The organism is Desulfosoma sp., from assembly GCA_037481875.1.
Classification (GTDB): domain Bacteria; phylum Desulfobacterota; class Syntrophobacteria; order Syntrophobacterales; family DSM-9756; genus Desulfosoma.
Genome location: JBBFKY010000003.1, coordinates 180454 through 200182 on the forward strand (window position 1 = coordinate 180454; position 19729 = coordinate 200182).

The following is a 19729-nucleotide window of genomic DNA, read 5'->3' on the forward strand; positions in this document are numbered from 1 at the left end:
CCCACGAACCAAGCGGCCGGACAGTAGCCTTATCCACAAGTCTTGTCAATTTTCCTTAACCTTTTGAACGCAATCAGCCGAATGATCTAAGCGAAGAGATGGCACATAAACCCCTAAACGTGGAGCACCCCATGCACGGAACAACCAAGGTCACAATAGATCATGATTGGTTCAAGGGTTTACCGGGAATCCATGAAAAAGTTCTGATCGGGCTCTACAACGCAGGCGCTGTCAAGAATCTTGGCGCCGGGGATGTGCTGTTTCGTGAAGGAGAACGAGACCGCACGATCCATCTCGTCCTCAAAGGAAGCCTCAGGCTTTTGAAACGTTCTGGAACCACGGCGCGCCAAATCGCCCAATGCCAGGCTGGAGACGTTTTCTGTGGAAGCCTGTTTTTCGGCAATTCCGGAACACTCACGGCGGCCGTCGCCGCTCAAGCCTCCCTCGTTCTTTCCTTTCCGGAAGCCGTTCTGGAAACCTTGGACCCTCCCCTAATCGCTTTTCTCACCAAGAAGCTATCGGATTTCTATCAAAGACGCCTTCATGAACATCAGGCCCGTGTGGAAAACCTTTCGGCTCAGTGTGATTTCATGACACGGTTTGCGCGCCGCAACATCGTAGAACGCACTCAGGATTACACGCAATCGGAAATGATTGTGGGTATGCTAAAAAAGGTGCCCCAGCTGCCCATGTACGCCAGCCGCCTGGCACAAATGCTTCTCGATGCCAACGTGTCGGCCAAGGAGGTGGCGGCCTTGGCCAAGAACGATCCGTCTCTGGTCAGTGCCGTCCTTAAAAGGGTCAATTCCGCCTATTACAATTGGCAGAAGAAAATTTCGGACTTTCAACACGCCGTTATTCTTCTTGGATTCAATCAGGTGTATCAATTGGTAATCGCCGATGGACTGCGACGCACCATGCCCAACACTCCCCCTTTTCGAGCCCTGCACAATCATTCGGTGGTGATCTCTCACGTGGCTTATGAAATCGCTCACCTGGTCACCCGGCAACAGGCGTCCATGCTGAGCACCGTGGCCCTTCTGCATGATATCGGCAAAAGCGTTCTTCTGCTCATGAAGAAGCAAAATCCAAAGCTTTCCGTCCTCATTGACCTTCTGGATTCCGCCAAACTGGGAGCCCTTTTGCTGCAGGAGTGGAATATTCCGGAAAATGTCTGTCGCACTGTGGAAATGCAGGATTATCCAGTATTCACACCTCCGGAACAAATTCCCAACGAGGTGCGCCTTTTGGTGGCCGTGTTGTATATCTCTCACCTATGCGCCGACGTCATCGGAGGTGCCACCCAAGAGGCACTGTGGAAACCCTACAATGAAGAGTGGCTTCGGGTCCTGAATCTGCGGGTCAAAGACGTGGAAACCCTCACCCGGGATCACCTTCGCCCCAGCCTGGAAAAGAAAGGGGGAGCCCTTCCGGAACACGTGAGACACTTTCTGATGGGTCTTCAGGATGATAGCGAAACCTCTCAAGACAATCCCGACGATCCCTCTCTTGACTCTTGACGGCTCGTTTGAACCCAGGGGTCACCGAACTTTGTCAGGCCCTACCCTTTCTGCCCCCGCAAACCAAAGGGGCGAACCTAAGAGCTCGCCTCAATAAGATTTTCAACCTATGACTCAAAGAGTTCCCTTGACCGCCCAGTGTTTCCTACCTTTCTTTTTCACAAGGGATATGCGAAAAAAGTCATACGAGTTCGGCTTCACGAACAGCCGGCTCTTTGGAAGCTTTTGATCTTTGCTGCCGTTCAAAAAAGGAGGAGTCACCATGACCATGTGGAAATGTAACAAATGCGGTCACACCCTGGATGCGGTCACACCGCCCGAAACCTGCCCTTCGTGCAAGGAAAAATGCGAATTCCTTGACGTCACTTGCTACATTCCGGAATGCGGCGGACCCGGTTCGGGAAACGTCAACCCACAAGTTTTTCAGGAAAGCTACAAATCCAGCAAATAGCTTACTTGATCTTAGGGGCATATTGTTCCATGTCTTTCCTCTTAAGGGAACAATATGCCCCTTCTTGGATCTCTTCTCATCGTAAGCTTTCCCTGTTTTCCCCCACCTATTTAGACAGCGATTCACCCTTTTCGGAAGCCCGGCCTTCATGGGCATGAATCTTGCCCATATTCTGATAACTGACGCAAGGAGTGACCCATGGTGGCGGTGGCTGTTTTCAGGGGCCGAGTGGCTCCGGTTTTGGACTGGTGTACGCAGATTCTTCTCGTCGACCCACGGAAATTGCAGGGTGAAGTCGGCACCGTTTCAGCGTGGACCGTTTCCAACCCTTACGAAACCTTAGAACGACTGAAGGCTCAAGACGTGATCACTTTGATCTGCGGCGCCGTGAGTCGAGAGTTGCTTTTTTATGCGGAGGGATTGGGGTTTCGTGTGTTCCATGGGGTCGCGGGAGACGTCCGCAGAGTTGTGGAGGCTTATGCTGCCGGGCGGCTGGATGAGCCTGAATTTTGGATGCCCGGATGTCGTGGTCCCAGGCGGTATCGGTGGTGCAGAAATGAAGGAAAAAGCAAAGGAGAAATCATGGCACCAGGAAGAGGTCGAGGATGTGCAGGATCTGGAGGCGGTAAAGGAGGACAAGGGAGAGGGGGAGGTCAAGGTCGTGGCCGAGGTTCGGGAGCTGGAGGTCGCGGGCAAGGAGGACAGGGTCAAGGTTTCGGTTCGGGTCGTGGAGCTCAAGGAGCCCCCGCTGTCTGCGTTTGCCCAAAGTGCGGGGAAAAGGTGCCTCATCGCCAAGGAATCCCCTGCCTGGAAATGACCTGTCCCAAATGCGGAGCGGCCATGGTGCGGGGGGAGATGTCATGATTCTTGCCATCGCCAGCGGGAAAGGCGGCACCGGAAAAACCACCTTGGCATGCAATCTGGCCGCCGCCCTTCCATGCCCAGTCGTTTTTGCGGATTGCGATGTGGAAGAACCCAATGCCCATCTTTTTCTCAAGCCTCAGTGGGACGCTACGGTTCCGGTAACCCTGGATGTGCCCAGAATCGACGTGGACAAGTGCACGCGCTGTGGGGCCTGTGAGGAACTGTGTCAGTTTAAGGCCTTGGCAGTTCTTCCGGAAACAGTGCTGACCTTTCCCGAACTCTGCCACAGTTGCGGCGGGTGTGCTTTGGTATGCCCTGAACAGGCTGTTTCCTGGACACAGCGGCAGGTAGGCGAGCTTCGCAGGGGACGGCGCGGTTCCATTCAATTCGTGGACGGCCTCCTTCGTATCGGAGAAGCCATGGCGCCGCCTCTCATTCGCAGGGTGCGCCAAACGGCCGGTTCTTTTCCCTCAGGCCCTGTAACCATCGTGGACGCTCCTCCGGGAACGTCGTGTCCCGTGGTGACGAGTCTATGGGGAGCCGACTATGTCTTGCTTGTGACCGAACCCACACCTTTTGGCTTAAATGATCTGGAACTGGCCGTCGGCGCTGTCAAAAAGATGAGGATTCCCTGCGGCCTTGTGATCAACCGGTGTGACATGGGAGACGATCGTGTTCGAGAATACGCCCGTCGAGAAAGCCTCACCATTCATTTGGAAATTCCCTTTGACCGGCATGTGGCCGAACATTACGCTCGAGGTCATCTTCTGGTGGAAATTTTTCCCCCATGGCGTGACATGATGCTCCAACTTTATGAAAGCCTTCGGCAGGGGCACGAAGCCAGGCTGAGCCGCGCCGAGAAGGGGGCCGTCATGTCTCAAGGCGTCCGTGAGGTGTCACGATGAAAGAGTTGGTGGTCATCAGTGGAAAGGGAGGAACGGGGAAAACCAGCCTGGTGGCAGCCTTTGCGGCTCTGGCCGGAAACTTGGTCTTATGCGACGCCGATGTGGACGCCGCAGACCTTCATTTGGTCACCCAGCCTCGTGTTGTGGAAACTTATCCCTTCATCTCGGGTCATGAAGCTATCATCGACCCCCAACGATGCACCCAATGCGGCTCATGCCTTTCCTGGTGCCGTTTTGAAGCCATTGATCCCTCCTTTCGCGTAAATCCTCTGCTTTGTGAAGGTTGCGGCGTATGCGCTCATTTGTGCCCGGCTCAGGCCGTGCACTTTGTGGAAAAAACCTGCGGGCAATGGTACATTTCGGAAACACCCTTTGGCCCCATGGTGCATGCTCGACTGGGTATTGCGGAAGAGAATTCCGGAAAGTTGGTGGCCCTCGTTCGCCGGGAAGCTCGACGCCTCGCGGAAAATCGGCAAATCGAAATGATTCTTACAGACGGCCCACCGGGAGTGGGATGCCCCGTGATCGCCTCCGTAGGAAACGCCCACGCGGTGCTGGCCGTGGCGGAACCCACCGTTTCCGGACGTCACGATGTGGAACGGGTTCTGGATCTGGCCAAACACTTCGGTGTGCCGGCGGCAGTGTGCGTCAACAAGTGGGATCTGCATCCGGAGGAGGCACAACAGATCGCTCACGTAGCCCAGGCAAGAGGAGCCTTCTTTCTAGGTCACATTCCTTTCGACCCCGTGGTGACTCGCGCTCAGGTTGCCGGTCGAAGTTTAATGGAATATGGTGAGTCGGCGGTAATACGAGCCATCGAAGGGGTGTGGCGTCGTTTGCAACGCCTGATGCATGAAAACCGTCAGATCGAAGACGAGGCTGTCGTCGAGTAACCTTCAATGAAAGAATGGGGAGAGCCGTTGAGCGCCCATGAAGACGTCTCTTTGAACGAAGTCAGGGCGGTATCCTGCGCCGACGCCTCGGATCTCGCCCTGAAGGGGGCTCGCATTATTTTAGACAGCATCGCCGACGGGGTTTTCACCGTCGATACCGAGTTTCGTATCACCTTTTTCAACAAAGCCGCCGAAAGAATCACAGGCGTTTCGGCGCGGGAAGCTCTGGGAAAGCTATGTTGCGAAGTTTTTCGGACCAACATTTGTGAAACGGCGTGTGCTCTGCGCCACACCATGGAAACAGGAAAACCCTTGGTGGAACAATCGGTGGCTATTTTGAACGCCGAGAACCGGGAAGTCCCTATCAGCATCAGCACAGCCCTTCTTAGAGATGAAGCGGGCCGCATCCTTGGAGGCGTTGAAACCTTTCGAGATCTCACGGACGTTGAAACTCTTCGCCGAGAAATTCAAAAGAAATATCGGTTTGGTGATATTCTTTCCAAATCTCCCATGATGCAGCGGCTGTTTAGCATCTTGCCGCAAATCGCTCAAAGTGAGAGTACAGTGCTGATTCAGGGCGAAAGCGGGACCGGCAAAGAAGTCCTGGCACGCGCCATTCATTCTTTGAGCCGTAGGGCCAAGGGACCTTTTGTGGCCGTCAATTGCGGGGCTCTTCCAGATACCCTGTTGGAGTCTGAATTGTTTGGGCACGTGGCCGGTGCTTTTACCGACGCCAAACGAAACCGTCTTGGGCGTTTTGCCTTGGCGGAGGGAGGTACTTTGTTTCTGGACGAGATCGGGGACATCTCTGCGGCGCTTCAGGTACGCCTTCTCAGGGTTCTGGAAGAGCGGGTTTATGAGCCTCTGGGATCTTCCAAAAGCTGCACGGCCAATGTGCGCATCATCGCTGCTTCCAACAAGGACCTCGAAGCCCTTGTGGAACAAGGCCTCTTTCGAAAAGATCTCTTTTACCGCATCAACGTGGTGAAACTGTGGCTCCCGCCTCTGTCGCAACGCCGAGAAGACATCCCTCTTTTGGTGAATCATTTTGTGGACCGTTTTAATCGGCTTCAAAATAAGAAAATTTTGGGCTTAAGCCATGAGGCCTTGAAGATCTTTATGAATCATGACTGGCCCGGAAACATCAGAGAACTGGAAAACGCTATCGAACACGCCTTTATTTTGTGTCCCGAGGGTTGGATTCGGCCGGAACATCTACCGGAGCATCTTCAGAGAGGGTTTTCTGGTTTTGAGCCACCCTCCGGCTGGACTCTAAACGACATCGAAAAACGCGCCATTTGGGAAGCTTTGGAACGCAATCACTGGAAACGTATGGCTACCGCTCGGGAATTGGGCATCGATAAAAACACACTGCGCCGCAAAATCCTTCGACACGGTCTAGATTCCCAAATCCCCTCACAGGGCCGAAAGAACCGCATCCGCCGGACCCATTGATCCCCGTGCATTTCCACATTCTGACCCTAACAGCCTGTCTGAAAACTCACTCCAGCAAGGTCTCTTGTTGGTTCAAGGCAAAGGCGAGGCGGCGCCTCGCCTCTACAAGCCTGAAAGTGTGTTCTTTCTTGGCATATGTAGCTTTGGCTCGCTTGTTTTGCGAGCCGAAGGCCCGCACTCCCAAGAAAACAAAAGGCGTGGGACGGAGTAGGGGCACGGGGTGCCCAGCCCCTAAATGTTGGCCTGGAATGGCTTATTCTCAATTGTCGGACAAACTCCTCATGACAGTCCTTCCCACACGCTGAAAAGAGAAAGGGAGCTTTTCGAACGTCTTTGGAACCTTCGTTTCAGGCCTTCTGGTGCGTTTTGTTCCCTTTTTAAAAACCGGCTTTCTCCTCCAAGTTTGCTCATGACTCTTATTCTTCACGGCCGGCCTGGGTTTTGGGCTGTCCGTGTGGATACCGAGGATTCTGGCACGGTCCTTGACAGCTTCTTCGGCTGCGTTCGACGTTCCAACGCTCCCCATGAGAAAGATGGGGGAGCCCACAAAACACTTTTGAAGGAGGTTCGAAAGATCATGAGCGGCTCTGTGTCTCGCGAAGAGGTCGCCTGTTCCGGAAAGAAGAAACACTGCGTGGAGGAGGAGGTTGCGCGGCTACGCCATCAGTTCCGTCATATCACCCATAAACTCTTGGTCATGAGCGGAAAGGGAGGAGTGGGCAAAAGCAGTGTGGCGGCCGGGCTGGCCGCTGCTTTGAGCCATAAAGGCTACCGTGTGGGATTGCTGGATGTGGATCTTCACGGCCCCAGTATTCCGAAAATATTGGGTCTCCAAGGATCCTTTGAGCTGGACGATCAAAAGCGTCTGATGCCTCGCGCCTTGTCCGAGAACCTCTCCGTAGTTTCCATGCAGTTTCTCTTGGATGACCCCGACGCCGCCGTTATTTGGCGGGGACCTGTCAAGCACGGTGTCATCAAACAGTTTATCGGCCAAGTGCATTGGGGGCGCTTGGATTACCTGATCATCGACTGTCCTCCGGGCACAGGTGATGAGCCTTTGAGCGTTGCTCAGACCATTCCCGATGTGCATGCCGTGATTGTTACGACACCGCAAGAAATCGCACTCCAAGACGTTCGCAAATCCATCAATTTCTGCCGCAAAGCCCATGTGCCCATATTAGGTTTGGTGGAAAACATGAGCGCTCTTCACTGTCCTCACTGCGGCCAGCAAGTTCATGTTTTCGGCTTCGGAGGAGGCCGACGCACCGCGGAAAGAATGCAGGTGCCCTTTCTTGCAAGCCTTCCCTTTGACCTGGATGTGGTGACTTCCTCAGACGCCGGAGCCATGCTTAATCTGTTCAATCAGGGCCAAAGCCCCTTTGCCGAAGCTCTTCTCAATTTGGCGCAAAACGTTATCGAACGCTGTTCTGTTCCAGAGGAAACACCGAGCAGGGAGGCAGAAAAAATAACAAATTCGAAAACGCCTGGCATGAAAAACGATCTTTTCCGCATTGCCATTCCAATGGCCCATGGCACCCTATGCCAACATTTCGGGCATTGCGAAAGTTTCGTGTTTATCGATGTTTTGGGTTCCGAGGTTCAAAACCGCGTCGAAGTCACCCCACCTCCTCACGAACCGGGGCTCTTACCTCGGTGGCTGGCGGACCAAGGAGTTCGTCTCGTGATTGCGGGTGGCATGGGCCAAAGAGCGATCAGCCTTTTTCAGGAGCGAGGCATTGAAGTGTTGACGGGAGCTCCCGCCAAGGACCCTTACGCCTTGGTTCGGGACTACCTGAAAGGGACGCTGGTATGCGGGCCTAATGTTTGTGACCATTGAGTCGGGCTGGTCCAGAGGCAACCCCATAGAGGGAGCATAAAGATGATTGTCGCTGTAAGCAGTACGGGAAAAGATCTGGAGGCTCAAGTAGACCCAAGGTTTGGTCGGGCCGGCTATTTTCTATTGGTGGACACCGAAACCATGGCCTTTGAAGTGCTATCGAACAGTCAAAACCTTCAAGCAGCCCAGGGTGCCGGCGTTCAAGCGGCATCCCTGGTGGCACGACATAAGCCGTCCGCGGTCCTTACAGGAAACTGTGGTCCTAAAGCATTTCAGGTGCTGCAGGCTGCAGGCATACCCGTCTTTACAGGTGTTTCAGGATCGGTGAAAGACGCGGTGGCAAGTTACAAGGAGGGGTGTTGGAAGCGCGCCGGCGCACCAAATGTGGAAGGGCACTGGAGCTGATTCGCTCTCTCAAGGCTTCTACATTTTTTCGGGACAACGGAACGGTCTTCTGTTAAGGTGCCGTGCCCCTTTAGACCACATCGTCATGGGGGTTTGTCCGAGAACAGTCTTTGCATGGTAGCGCGGGCACGACGTCTGCATAAGAAGTCGGCCAAAGGTCTGCGCCTCTGGGGAACAGTCCAGCTTGTAGGGGTGAGGCGCCGCCTCGCCCCTACAAGCCTGAAACTGTGCCTTTTCCTGGGAACTTGGGCCTCTGACCCTCCATTTTTCCTGGCGGGACACCCGAGCTTCCGAGGGAAAATGCGTTCTCGGACAGGCTCCTTCAATTCGTGACGGCTTTTGGAAAGGGGCATGCTCCGTGACATTCCAGGCGGAGCGATGAAATGACAGCTGTAGGGAGGCTTTTTCATTGTTCCTGGGAATGCCGGCTGGTCGCTGGTGGATTTTGCTTTTCAGTCGGCTCTGGCTTAATGCTGGAGTGCGCCTGGCTTATCCTTTTCTTCCCACCATTGCCCGGGGTCTGGGCCTGAGTATGGAACAGGCCGGGTTTTTGGTGGCTGTTCGATCCTTTGTGGGCCTCCTGAGCATCCTCTTTGGTCTTCTCACCGAAAAGAAGGGGGAAAAGCTCGGCCTGCTTCTCGGCCTTTTTTTTCTTGCCATAGGTGGTTTGTGTATCGGATCTCGAGCAAGCTATGCGTGGGTTCTGATCGGTTTCATTTTTACGGGTCTTGCCCATGCCGCCTATAACCCCTCCGTGCAATCTTACGTAAGCGCCCACGTGCCGTATGCGCTTCGAGCTCGAGCCTTGGGGTTTCTGGAATCATCTTGGTCAGCGTCGTGGTTTGTGGGCATGCCCCTCGGGGGATTCTTGATCGCTCACTACGGCTGGCATGTGCCCTACGTAGCCGTGGGCGTGATGGGGATTTTTCTCTTGCTGCTCACAGCGCGCATGCCGGCTGCGCCGCAAAGTCATCCAGAAATCTTTCATTCGTCACGAGCTTCTTGTGCCGCCCAAAAATCCGCTCCTTCAAGAAACATCACTCCAGCCACCTTGAAGGCTTCTTGCCCAGTTCGAAGTCACGAATCTATTCCCGAAAGCGCGGACCTTCGGTTCACCTCTCTTTCGGACAAGACACCCGCGAATCTCGAAAAATCGCCGTTGTCGGATCAAGTTCCAGCATCCCAGAACAGCACGGCCTCTAAAGTGTTGGCGGTCGTCTCGCATCCAAGGCTCTGGCCCGCCTTGTGTGTGACTTTTTTTGCGCTGCTTGCCAACGAAAGCCTTATGATCGTTTACGGGGCCTGGGTGGAATTTCGCTTCTCCGTGGGAATCGGCTCTTTAGGGCTTCTTTCCACAGGTATCGGCATCATGGAATTGGCAGCGGAATTGAGCGTGGCCTTAGTGGTGGACCGGTTGGGAAAAAAGCGGGCTTTGGCTGCCGGCCTTTTGGGAGCCTCCGCATGCTATGCGGCTCTTTTTATTGCGCAAAGCTCCCTTGCCCTTTCCGTGGTCGTTTTCGGCGGCATCGCCTATTTCTTTGAATTTACCGTAGTGAGCTCCTTTCCTTACATGTCCGAAATCGATCCCAACGCACGAAAACGCTGGCTTTCCGCCAACTACAGTCTCATGGTGGCCGGTCGTGTGATAGGAGCTTTGGTGGGTCCGTGGCTCTGGGAACACACCCACACGCTTCAGGGACACATGAGCCTATCCTTTCTGGCCACGATGGTTGCCTTGGTCTTTCTGCGCCTGGCTCCAAATCCGGATTCCCGCACAAGGAAGGAGTCCATCCAGCCCTAAAAGCTGATCCGATAATTTAGAATAAGCCGTTCCGGCCCATGACTTTGGGGCGAGGCGGCGCCTTGCTCCCAGGTCCCCGACCCTTTGTTTTCTCGGCGGGCGGACCAGAGGCCCGCGCTCCCAGAAAAGCCATCGCCTTTTCCTATTCTCACACAAACTCCTACGGTTCTGTTTTTGAACCGATTGACTCAAAGACGACTCCCAACTACTCTAAAAAGCGCGAAGATTCTTTCCTGACAGCACCTCGACGAGGATTTTTATGGACAGAAAATCTCCCCAACTTCTTGTGAGGTCGGCCGAGCCGTGTTGTGCTCCGAACCTCAAGCCGCGATCCTCATGTTGACCACCCAAAAAGACGACTCAGGTGAGCCCTCCTCGCATGGATCAGCCTTTTGTGGTCGGATGCGTAGATACGGCTGTCGGACCCGTACCTAGGGTATCCTCGGTTTTGACGGCTCGGGATCGCCGGGGCGCTTTTCAGGTGCGCTGGGGCTATAAAAGAACGCGTTCCACCGTAGATCCCGGCCTGTACGCCCTGGGTAATCCGAGCCCTAAGGACCCCGTGCTGGTCACGGCGAATTACAAGTTGAGCTTTGATACGCTGCGAGCGGCCTTGCAAGGACGTCATGCTTGGATTCTGGTGGTGGACACCAAAGGGATCAATGTTTGGTGTGCCGCAGGAAAGGGAACCTTCGGCACTCAAGAAGTGATTTTTCGCCTAAAGGCTTCCCGCCTGGAAGGTATTGTGACCCACAGGACAGTAATTCTGCCGCAGCTTTCAGCCCCTGGTGTGACGGCTCGAGAGATCAAGGCCCAGACCGGTTTTGCCGCTCTTTTCGGTCCCGTGGAAGCTCGAGACCTTCCCGCCTACCTCGACGCCGATTTCAAAGCGACGGAATCCATGCGACGCAAAAAATTTCCATTGAAAGAACGCCTGGTGCTCATACCGGTGGAATTGGTGCACAGTCTCAAATGGGCCATGATGATTGCCGCTGGTTTCTTTATCCTCGGAGGCATTCTTGGCACGGGCCCGTTTTGGGAATCGGCCTGGAAGACGGCCATGGGCCCTGTGAGCGCCTTACTGGCAGGCATCGTCTCGGGTGCCGTCCTGACTCCTGTTTTGCTGCCATGGCTTCCCGGCCGAGCCTTTACCACGAAAGGACTTTTCGCTGGTGGTTTCTGTACTGTTTTCCTTTGGGTGCTTGGGCATTTTCAGTTTCTGCAGCCGCTCGAGCTGATTTCATGGATTTCGGGTCTTCTTTCGGTTTCGGCCTTTCTGGCCATGAATTTCACAGGCTCTTCCACTTACACGTCCCTTTCCGGAGTCCGCCGCGAGATGCGTTGGGCGGTGCCGCTGGAAATACTGCTTTTTTTAGGTTTTCTTGGCACATGGCTTTGGGCTCGGTGCCTTGCATGCTAAATTGAGAAGGGACGTGAAAGTAAAGCATATCAGAGGAGGATTCGGCGTATGAAGCGCCTCGTTTACCTTAAGAACGTGGTCACTCTTCAATGGCATCCGGAAAAATGCGTAGGATGCGGCTTTTGCACCCTCGTCTGTCCTCATGGGGTGTTTGTCAAGGAAAACGGCACGGTGCACCTTGCTTTTCGAGATGCTTGTATGGAATGCGGCGCATGTGCGCGAAACTGCCCAGCCGATGCCATCTTTGTTAAAACGGGTGTCGGATGTGCTCAGGCGGTGATCAACAGTATGATCGGGCGATCGGGCGAAGGCTGCTGCAGCTTGGATGCGGGTTGCTGCTGAACTCCCCATCGATCAAAACGAAAGCTTTTTGAACCATAAGGGCATGCGGTAGAAGCGAAGCGGCGCCTCGCCCTACCTTGAGATCCCCAGAAAAACCTTGGTGTTCCGAGTTCCCGGACAGGCTCCAGAAAAAAATTCTTCCTTCCAAAAGATGTTCGTCCCTTGGCGGTTCCCAGCATCCATGGTATTTTTGAGTAACAGCTTTCAAATTTCTAAAAAGGCGTGACACGATCCCTTGAAGATCAAAGGAGGATGCCATGCCCACGTACGAGTACCAATGCCAGTCGTGCCAAAAGGAATTTACCATCATACAGAGCATTTCGGAGCACGGGAAAAATCCCGTACACTGCCCTGAATGCCGAAGCACCCAAGTAAAGCAGCTCATGTCTATTTTTACGGCCCAAACGAGCAAAAAAAGCTGAATCGCCGCTTTCGAATCCGAGGCCCCTTTTGCCAAGGGGCCTGAACATCAAACAATCCTCACAGTTTTCGCCTTTCACCTTTCAAAAAACTTCCCTTGCAAAATCTCTAAGGCCCAGGAGCTTATCCGAGAACCCGCCACCCCCAAGGCGTCTCCTGTCATTAGAAAGAAGGGGCTTGGCAACGCCTCGCCCCTACAAGCCTGTAACTCGGTCTTTTCCTGAAAGCGCGGGCCCCGGCTCTTTCATGATGCCGGAAGCATTCACGTGCTCTCAGAGAGAGAAGGGTTCCCGGAGGCTTGCAGGGCTCAGGTGTGGATAACTGCCGGTATAAAGGCCAAGCCGAAAAAGTGCGTGTTACGGCGACTACGGAGGTTGCTAATGTGGCGGAGACAGTCCGATAGGTCATGCAGCCAGCTTGTTTCATGATTATAGGTATACCCAAAGATGTCGAGTGGATGAAAAATCATCGCAGACGATGGAGGAGCCAATGGGTGTGCCGGTGGAAGATTCTTTTCAGGGTAAAAGCCGATGTGCTTTCGAGTGGATAGACATTATTGTCTTTCTTGGGTTCATTTTTTGGTTGTCACAACAAGGAGTTTCAGCCATGACAAAAAGCGAGGAACGAAGGGAAACGGCAACCTTTGCCGGCGGTTGTTTCTGGTGTGTGGAATCGGATTTTGAAAAGGTGGACGGGGTCCTTGAAGTGGTTTCAGGATATACGGGAGGTTATCTGGAAAGCCCGACCTATGAGCAGGTGTCCTCTGGGCGTTCCGGACACGTGGAAGCCGTTCAAGTTATCTACGATCCCACAAAGGTTTCTTATGAACAGCTCCTGGATGTTTTCTGGCGCCATATTGATCCCACGGATCCCGATGGACAGTTTGTGGACCGTGGTCCCCAATACAGGACAGCGATTTTTTACCACAACGAGGAACAACAGCGCCTTGCGGAAGCATCGCGCCAAAAACTGGAAGCTTCGGGCAGATTTTCTAAACCTATTGTGACGGAAATTCTTCCGTTGCAAAAGTTCTATCCAGCAGAAGAGTATCATCAAGATTTTCATGCCAAGTCGCCTCAAAGGTACCATCTTTATCGAGCAAACTCCGGGCGGGATGCCTTTCTGAAAAAGGTATGGAAGCAGAAGCCGGTCTCCAACGTGCCGCCTTGTATGTCAGACTGTCCATGGCGCAAGCCGGACGATGAAGAACTGCGCAAACGCTTGACTCCCATGCAATATAAGGTCACGCAGCAGAGCGGCACGGAACCCCCGTTTCAGAACGAGTATTGGGATAACAAGAAACCGGGAATTTATGTGGATGTTGTCTCAGGAGAACCTTTGTTCAGTTCCCTGGACAAGTTCGATTCCGGCACCGGCTGGCCTAGTTTTACACGACCTTTGGACCCCGATCACGTCGTGGAGCGTCAAGATCGTTCTCTTTTCATGGTGCGCACGGAAGTACGAAGCCGTTACGGCGATTCGCATCTGGGTCATGTGTTCGATGACGGACCGCCGCCCACCGGACGCCGCTACTGTATCAATTCGGCAGCCCTTCGTTTTATTCCAGCCGAAGATTTGGAAAAGGAAGGCTACGGCCGGTATGCACCGTTGTTTCAGAATAAATAACAAGGCATGAGCTTTGCCATGGAAGTCACCGTCCTTATGGCCATGACCCTCGACGGTAAGATCGCGAAACGCCCGGACCATTTCCCGGATTGGACGCCTTCAGAAGACAAGAAATTCTTCGCGAAGCGCACTCGCAAGGCTGGAGTGGTCATCATGGGCTTTCGTACGTTTCAAACCCTGAAAAAGCCGCTTCCAGATCGTCTCAATGTGGTCATGACTCGGGACCCTTTACGGACCTCCACCGGGAACAACGTGGTCTTTACCACCGAATCACCCCGTAACGTCCTTACCTGGCTGAAATCCTTGGGATACACAGAAGTCATTTTGGCCGGGGGTGCCGTTGTCAATTCCCTTTTTGCCGCCGAAGGCCTTATCGACCGTCTCATCGTCACGGTGTCTCCAAAAATCTTCGGCATCGGTCTTTCCCTGTTTGTTCCCGAAATTTCCATGGACCTGGAATTGGAAACGTTGGATCGCCTTGGAAAGGATTTGGTTGTTCTGAGCTATCGCGTTCTCAGGTCGGAAAAGATCTGAGACAGTGACCCAAAGACTTAAAACAGCACCAACCTAGTTTTTTGCGGTGCAAACGATCCTGAAATTCCCGACAAACATCCTCCAAGGATGGCCTTTTTTGTGTTCAAGCCTGGAGGGGGTAAAATTTTGTTGAAGTCTCGGAATCATCCAGCCGAAAGAGAAAGAGACACTTTGTGGTGATATGTTGTGGCGAAGATTTTCGGATGGGAAGCGACCGCAGGATCGTCTCAAATTCTAAGGACATGCGTTTGCGAGGACGGTAGATGAAACCCGCATCTTCACGCACTTCTCTGGAGAACCTGGTACAGCTCAGCGGAGATCTTCCCGCTATGCCGCACGTGGCTTCCGAGGCCCTTCAAAAAATTGCCGACCCCAATGCCCGTGCGGAAGATTTACAAAAAATTCTGGCAAAAGATCCGGCTCTGGCGGCTCGAATTCTCAAATTGGCCAATTCTTCTTTCTATGCTCGATCTCGAACCATCGCCACGCTTCGTGACGCGGTGGTGGTCATCGGCCTCAAAACCGTACGTGCCTTGGTTCTCGCCTCCGTAACTCGGGATCTTTTTGACCCTTTTGGACTGACGGAAAAACTCCTCTGGGAACACGCCGTAGGATGCGGCCTCGCGGCTCGAACCTTGGCGGTTGTTCTTCGCTTTTCCAAGCAGGAAGAGTGTTTTCTGGCCGGACTCCTTCATGACGTGGGCCAAATGATTCTGCTCACGCATCGATCCGAATCCATGCGTCGAATCATTGAAGAAGTGTACAACAATCCTGATTTGTCCTTTTGTGTCTTGGAACAGGAGACCTTCGGCTTCGATCACGCGGAGGTGGGACGCCTGCTGGCCGTCAAGTGGCGTTTTCCGGAAGAAATTGTCGAGGCGATTGCATGCCATCATCATCCGGCATCGGCCAAGATTCTGCCGGCTCTGACCGTGATCGTTCACTTGGCCAATGCCTACTGTCACAAACTGGAACTGGGCCCTGTTAAAAAGCCTGATCTGGACCTGTCCGCTGTTCCCAGTGCTCGGGCCTTGAAATTGACGCCGGAAAAACTATCCTCGATTGAGGCTGCCATCCGTCATGTGGTGAGCACCGAGGCTTTGAGTTTTTCTTAAGTGCCGTATTTTTCGAGATAGCCTCGAGGGGTGATCATCCAACCGTTCCAGATATAGGTTTGGCTGTTTCCCACGAGAACGACGGTCTGCATGTCCACGTCTTCACAGACGAGATCCCTCAGGGTGGTCACCCAATACCTCTGGCCTTCCCTCATGGCCTTGTGCACCACCCCTACCGGTGTTTCCCCCATTCGGTGACGAAGCAGGACGGCTCGGGCTCGATCGAGCACATCGGGCCGAGTGGCACTTCGAGGGTTATAAAGGGCGAGGACAAAATCGGCTGAAGCCGCGGCTTCCAAACGTTTTTCGATAACTTTCCAAGGTGTGAGATGGTCGCTGAGGCTGATGGAGGCAAAGTCGTGCATGAGGGGAGCCCCTAGAAGGGAAGCTGCGGCGTTGAAAGCGGCCACACCCGGAATGACTTCCACGGGCAAAACATCCCTAGGGGTGTTCGTATAGGTGGAACCGTCACGGACCGCTACACCCTGAGCTTGACATACATCAAAAACCAACCCGGCCATACCGTAAATACCGGCATCCCCTCCAGAGACCAGAGCCACTCGATAACCTTCCAAGGCCAGATGAATGGCTTCCCGGCATCGGTCCATTTCTTTGCGCATTCCGCTGGTACGAAGGGTTTTCCCTTGCACCAAGGGTTCTATGAGACTCACATAGGTTTTGTAGCCGACGATCACCTCCGCCTGCTGCAAAGCCTCAAGGGCCCGAGGGGTCAGATGTTCAGAAGATCCGGGCCCAAGGCTTACGATCCAAAGCTGTCCTTGGCCACGGCGACGGTGACATTGGCTGTTTTCTGTTTCTCCACAATCAAGCGCCCGTTTCGAGCCGCTTTGAGAGCCGCTGCTTCGCATACGCTAAAAACTCCTATGTGTCGGTGCACCATCAATGAAGGGTTGGGCACCTGTTGTGTTTGCAATGTTTCCTTGGAAAAAAAAACGATGGGCCAGCCCAATTTTCGAGCCGCTTCTCGAAGCCCGGGTTCTCCCTCTTTCAGATCGACACTGGCCAAAGTACGCACCGATGACACAGCCAACTGGAACCGCTCAAAGACATGTCCAATGGCTTCGATGATTTCCTGTGCCGAAGTGTTTCGGTTACAGCCGACACCGACCACCAAACACCGAGGTCGTAGCACGACGGCACGCCATAGTTGGGGTTTTCGCCGTTCTGACACCCATACTCCAGGAACCTGGGTCGGATCCACCTTGGGCATATCCCCAAAGGCCCCTGAAATCTCCCAAGACTCGGCCGGCTGGAAGGCATCCATTTCAGACACAGGCATCGACCTTGACATCCACACAGCGCTCTGGATCGCAGTACGATAAGGAGCCAGGTGCCCATCAGGGTCGTAAATCCAGAAAGGTTCTTCGTCCAGGATGGCCGTCGTGATCCGAGGCGCCCAGGTCATGTCTTCCATGACCAAACCCGATGCCAAAGCCATGGTATCCAGAGCGGGCTTTTGGGACACATCGGATCCCGTCGTAATCACAGCCTGCCCTCCCAGAAGGGAGGCCACGATCCGCGCCAGCCTGTTGGCACCTCCCACATGCCCGGAAAGCAAGCTGATCACAAAATGGCCCCGTTCATCCGCCACCACGACTGCAGGGTCCAGTGTCTTCGAGCGCAGCAGAGGAGCGAGCGAACGCACAACGATCCCTGTAGCCATAATACAAACCAAAGCCCGGAAATCCTTCCATAACAGTGGAAAAAGGTCGCGAAGCCTTCCGTACGGTTGAGCCCCCATGGCCACGGCAAACCCATGCCGTGCCGGCACATAAACCGTGCATTCAGGCAAGGCTTCCATGAGTCGCAAAGCCAAGCCCGTTCCTTGCCGCGTGATGGACACCACGGCGATAGGGCGAGGCACATCAAGAACGGGCATCTCGAAACCCATGGGCAAAGGATCCGTCATAGAGTCGAGAGCGAACACGAGGCCGGACTTGGTCCAGAACCTTTCCGACCATGATCAAAGCTTGTCGCCGAATGCCCGCACGGCGAACCTGTTCGGCGATAGTGTCCAAAGTTCCACGAAGAAGACATTGATCCGGCCAGCCCACGCGGTAGGCTACCACCACGGGGGTTTCCGGAGCATAAGAGTCGCGAAGGGATCGAACCACTTGGTCTATGTGTTGGACACTGAGGTAAATGACCAGAGTGGCCCCATGGGTCGCCAGGCGCTCCAGCGATTCTTTTTCCGGCACCCCGGTCTTTCCGGCCGCTCGAGTCACAATGACCGTTTGAGAAACCTCGGGCAGGGTCAACTGGCATCGCAACTCAGCCGCCGCGGCAAAAACGGCGGACACGCCGGGAACCACTTCATAGAAGACACCGGCATCATCCAGGAGCTGCATTTGTTCGTGAATGGCTCCGTAGAGGCTGGGATCCCCCGTATGTAGCCGCACCACTTTTTGCCCACGACGCACGGCGTCCATGATGGCCTGATGGGTTTCTTCTAAAGTCATGGACGCACTGTCCATGAGCACCGCCTCGGGTTTGCAGACACCGAGAAGACTCGAAGGCACCAAAGAGCCGGCGTAGATCACCAGGTCCGCTTCCCGAAGAAGCCTTTGACCTTTGACCGTGATGAGGTCCGGGTTCCCCGGACCGGCTCCCACAAAAAAGACGAAGCACGGTTCGGCGTTTTCGTTCCGTGCCGTTAAGTCAAGACCCCGAGATTTCTCGCAGGATTGCATAGAGCCTCCGGTTTCACACATTGTCGATCGATTCCGCCTTTTCCATGGCGCATAAAAATACGGGATTCAGGGATTCAAAGCGCAAGGAGGACCCAATGGGAACCGCTCGATTGACCTGAACCTGAAGCGCTTCCAGGTTCACTTTTTGAGATCTGCTGAACATCTCCACCTCCTGCAGGCTCTGCCATGTCACGGCGGCTACCACAAGGCGTCCTGAAGGCGCCAAACGGTCCCAGACGGCATGAAGAAGCTGGGTCAAGATGCCTCCAGAGCCGCCAACGAAAACACGATCCGGATCAGGCAGCCGAGGAAGAACATCAAGGGCTTCCCCCTCGATCACGTGAATCTCACCACAGCGAAATCGCCGTAGATTGGTCCAAATATCCTTGGCCCGTTCCGCAACCTTTTCCACCGCCCACACACTTTTTAATGGGCAAAGCAAAGCGGCTTCCACAGACACCGACCCACTGCCGGCCCCTAGGTCCCAGAAGACATGCCCTGAAGCAAGCTGAAGCAACGATAAGGCCAGAACACGCACTTCCTTTTTGGTAATCAAACCCGCACGGTGCTCAAAGGCTTGATCAGGAATACCTAGTTTCGGTGCCTGTGCCTTGCCCCGGGGCTTCACCGTCGGATTCAGAACGGTTGTTTTGTTCCAAGCTTTTGGATCATTAGGTTCCCACGCCGTACCCGTAAGGTCGCCAGACACCATTTCATGGGTCTCTTTTTTAGGGTCGATTTCAGTTTTGGGCTTTATAAGGAGCACCACGTTGAGAGCGGAAAAATCCATGTTCAAAGCATCCAGGGGATTCAGGGAGCTAATTTTTTGTGAAGGAAGCCCCAAGTCTTCCCCAACGATCATGCAAAGATCATCAAAGCCCGCATGAAGCAATCGTTCGGCAATCCATGTCGGCCCGTGTTCTTTGTCGGTCAAAAACGCGACAGGGTGTCCCTGCCGCAGAAACCACATCCATTCCGAGGATTCTTTGCGTCCATGAAGGCTGAAGACCTGCACATTCTCCCAGGGTAGACCTATGGCGGCACACAGGCTTTGCAGAGACGTGGGGCCGGGAACAAAATGAAAATGTTCGGGAGGAAAGCTTTCCGTCAAGAATCTTCCGATGCCGAAAAACAATGGATCTCCAGAAGCCAAAATGGCCACGCGCTTTCGATGCGCTAAATCCTTCAGCCTTTCTCCAAGAGCTTTCATGGATCCTTGCAGAGGAATCTTTTCTCCGGAATGGTTCGAAAACAAGGCCAAATGCCGGGTTCCTCCCACCAAAACATCCGCTCGCTCAATCCAAGCAAGACCTTCCAGAACACAACTCTTGGGACCGGAACCAATGCCCACAACGACAATGAGGGGAGGTGTCCATTTTTCGGGGTCTTTAGACATTCTCTCTTGAATCCATCAGCCGTGTTGCCGGCAT

General features: G+C 54.0%; 19 protein-coding genes. 15 read left to right on the plus strand and 4 right to left on the minus strand.

Translation table 11 applies throughout. The features are described 5' to 3' along the window. Window positions 1-131 precede the first annotated feature (131 nt). The 15 genes from WHS46_05800 (at window position 132) to WHS46_05870 (ending at window position 15588) form a co-directional block, all read left to right on the plus strand. Entirely contained in the window at window positions 132-1520 is a 1389-nt protein-coding gene (locus WHS46_05800; protein MEJ5348182.1) for an HDOD domain-containing protein, read from the plus strand. A 262-nt stretch (window positions 1521-1782) separates the two neighbouring features. After that, entirely contained in the window at window positions 1783-1971 is a 189-nt protein-coding gene (locus WHS46_05805; GenBank protein MEJ5348183.1) for a hypothetical protein, read from the plus strand. A 198-nt stretch (window positions 1972-2169) separates the two neighbouring features. Then, window positions 2170-2835 (plus strand): hypothetical protein, encoded by a 666-nt coding sequence (locus WHS46_05810; GenBank protein MEJ5348184.1) that lies wholly within the window; start codon window positions 2170-2172, stop codon window positions 2833-2835. After that, entirely contained in the window at window positions 2832-3740 is a 909-nt protein-coding gene (locus tag WHS46_05815; GenBank protein ID MEJ5348185.1) for an ATP-binding protein, read from the plus strand. The genes WHS46_05810 and WHS46_05815 overlap by 4 nt, the downstream gene beginning before the upstream one ends. Further along, entirely contained in the window at window positions 3737-4633 is an 897-nt protein-coding gene (locus WHS46_05820; protein ID MEJ5348186.1) for an ATP-binding protein, read from the plus strand. Before WHS46_05815 ends, WHS46_05820 begins: the two co-directional genes overlap by 4 nt. A 6-nt stretch (window positions 4634-4639) precedes the next feature. Further along, complete coding sequence (locus WHS46_05825; protein ID MEJ5348187.1) at window positions 4640-6088, plus strand: sigma 54-interacting transcriptional regulator; 1449 nt, start codon at window positions 4640-4642, stop codon at window positions 6086-6088. Between the two features lie 577 nt (window positions 6089-6665). Beyond that, entirely contained in the window at window positions 6666-7925 is a 1260-nt protein-coding gene (locus WHS46_05830; GenBank protein ID MEJ5348188.1) for an iron-sulfur cluster carrier protein MrpORP, read from the plus strand. Window positions 7926-7967: 42 nt separating this feature from the next. Next, window positions 7968-8330 carry a NifB/NifX family molybdenum-iron cluster-binding protein gene (locus WHS46_05835; protein ID MEJ5348189.1) on the plus strand — a complete coding sequence of 121 codons (363 nt, stop codon included), beginning with the start codon at window positions 7968-7970 and terminating at the stop codon, window positions 8328-8330. 409 nt (window positions 8331-8739) lie between these two features. Then, on the plus strand, window positions 8740-10131 hold the full coding sequence (locus WHS46_05840; protein ID MEJ5348190.1) for an MFS transporter: 1392 nt from the start codon (window positions 8740-8742) through the stop codon (window positions 10129-10131). A 286-nt stretch (window positions 10132-10417) separates the two neighbouring features. Beyond that, on the plus strand, window positions 10418-11551 hold the full coding sequence (gene hgcA, locus WHS46_05845; protein MEJ5348191.1) for a mercury methylation corrinoid protein HgcA: 1134 nt from the start codon (window positions 10418-10420) through the stop codon (window positions 11549-11551). A 48-nt stretch (window positions 11552-11599) separates the two neighbouring features. After that, window positions 11600-11893 (plus strand): mercury methylation ferredoxin HgcB, encoded by a 294-nt coding sequence (gene hgcB, locus WHS46_05850; protein MEJ5348192.1) that lies wholly within the window; start codon window positions 11600-11602, stop codon window positions 11891-11893. A gap of 257 nt (window positions 11894-12150) precedes the next feature. Further along, window positions 12151-12315 carry a zinc ribbon domain-containing protein gene (locus tag WHS46_05855; GenBank protein MEJ5348193.1) on the plus strand — a complete coding sequence of 55 codons (165 nt, stop codon included), beginning with the start codon at window positions 12151-12153 and terminating at the stop codon, window positions 12313-12315. Window positions 12316-12919: 604 nt separating this feature from the next. Further along, a complete protein-coding gene (gene msrB / locus WHS46_05860) occupies window positions 12920-13939 on the plus strand; it encodes a peptide-methionine (R)-S-oxide reductase MsrB (protein ID MEJ5348194.1) in 1020 nt (339 codons plus the stop codon). 18 nt (window positions 13940-13957) lie between these two features. Then, window positions 13958-14473: a dihydrofolate reductase family protein gene (locus WHS46_05865; protein ID MEJ5348195.1), complete on the plus strand. Its 516-nt coding sequence runs from the start codon at window positions 13958-13960 to the stop codon at window positions 14471-14473. Window positions 14474-14736: 263 nt separating this feature from the next. Next, on the plus strand, window positions 14737-15588 hold the full coding sequence (locus WHS46_05870; GenBank protein MEJ5348196.1) for an HDOD domain-containing protein: 852 nt from the start codon (window positions 14737-14739) through the stop codon (window positions 15586-15588). Here the strand turns inward: WHS46_05870 and cobJ are convergent. The 4 genes from cobJ to cbiE are packed head-to-tail and all read right to left on the minus strand — an operon-like array spanning window position 15585 to window position 19695. After that, complete coding sequence (gene cobJ / locus WHS46_05875; protein ID MEJ5348197.1) at window positions 15585-16457, minus strand: precorrin-3B C(17)-methyltransferase; 873 nt, start codon at window positions 16455-16457, stop codon at window positions 15585-15587. The genes WHS46_05870 and cobJ overlap by 4 nt on opposite strands. Then, window positions 16349-17500: a cobalt-precorrin 5A hydrolase gene (locus tag WHS46_05880; protein ID MEJ5348198.1), complete on the minus strand. Its 1152-nt coding sequence runs from the start codon at window positions 17498-17500 to the stop codon at window positions 16349-16351. The genes cobJ and WHS46_05880 overlap by 109 nt, the downstream gene beginning before the upstream one ends. Beyond that, window positions 17475-18299: a precorrin-4 C(11)-methyltransferase gene (gene cobM, locus WHS46_05885; protein ID MEJ5348199.1), complete on the minus strand. Its 825-nt coding sequence runs from the start codon at window positions 18297-18299 to the stop codon at window positions 17475-17477. Before cobM ends, WHS46_05880 begins: the two co-directional genes overlap by 26 nt. 13 nt (window positions 18300-18312) lie before the next feature. Then, window positions 18313-19695: a precorrin-6y C5,15-methyltransferase (decarboxylating) subunit CbiE gene (cbiE, locus tag WHS46_05890; protein MEJ5348200.1), complete on the minus strand. Its 1383-nt coding sequence runs from the start codon at window positions 19693-19695 to the stop codon at window positions 18313-18315. Between the last annotated feature and the right edge of the window lie 34 nt (window positions 19696-19729).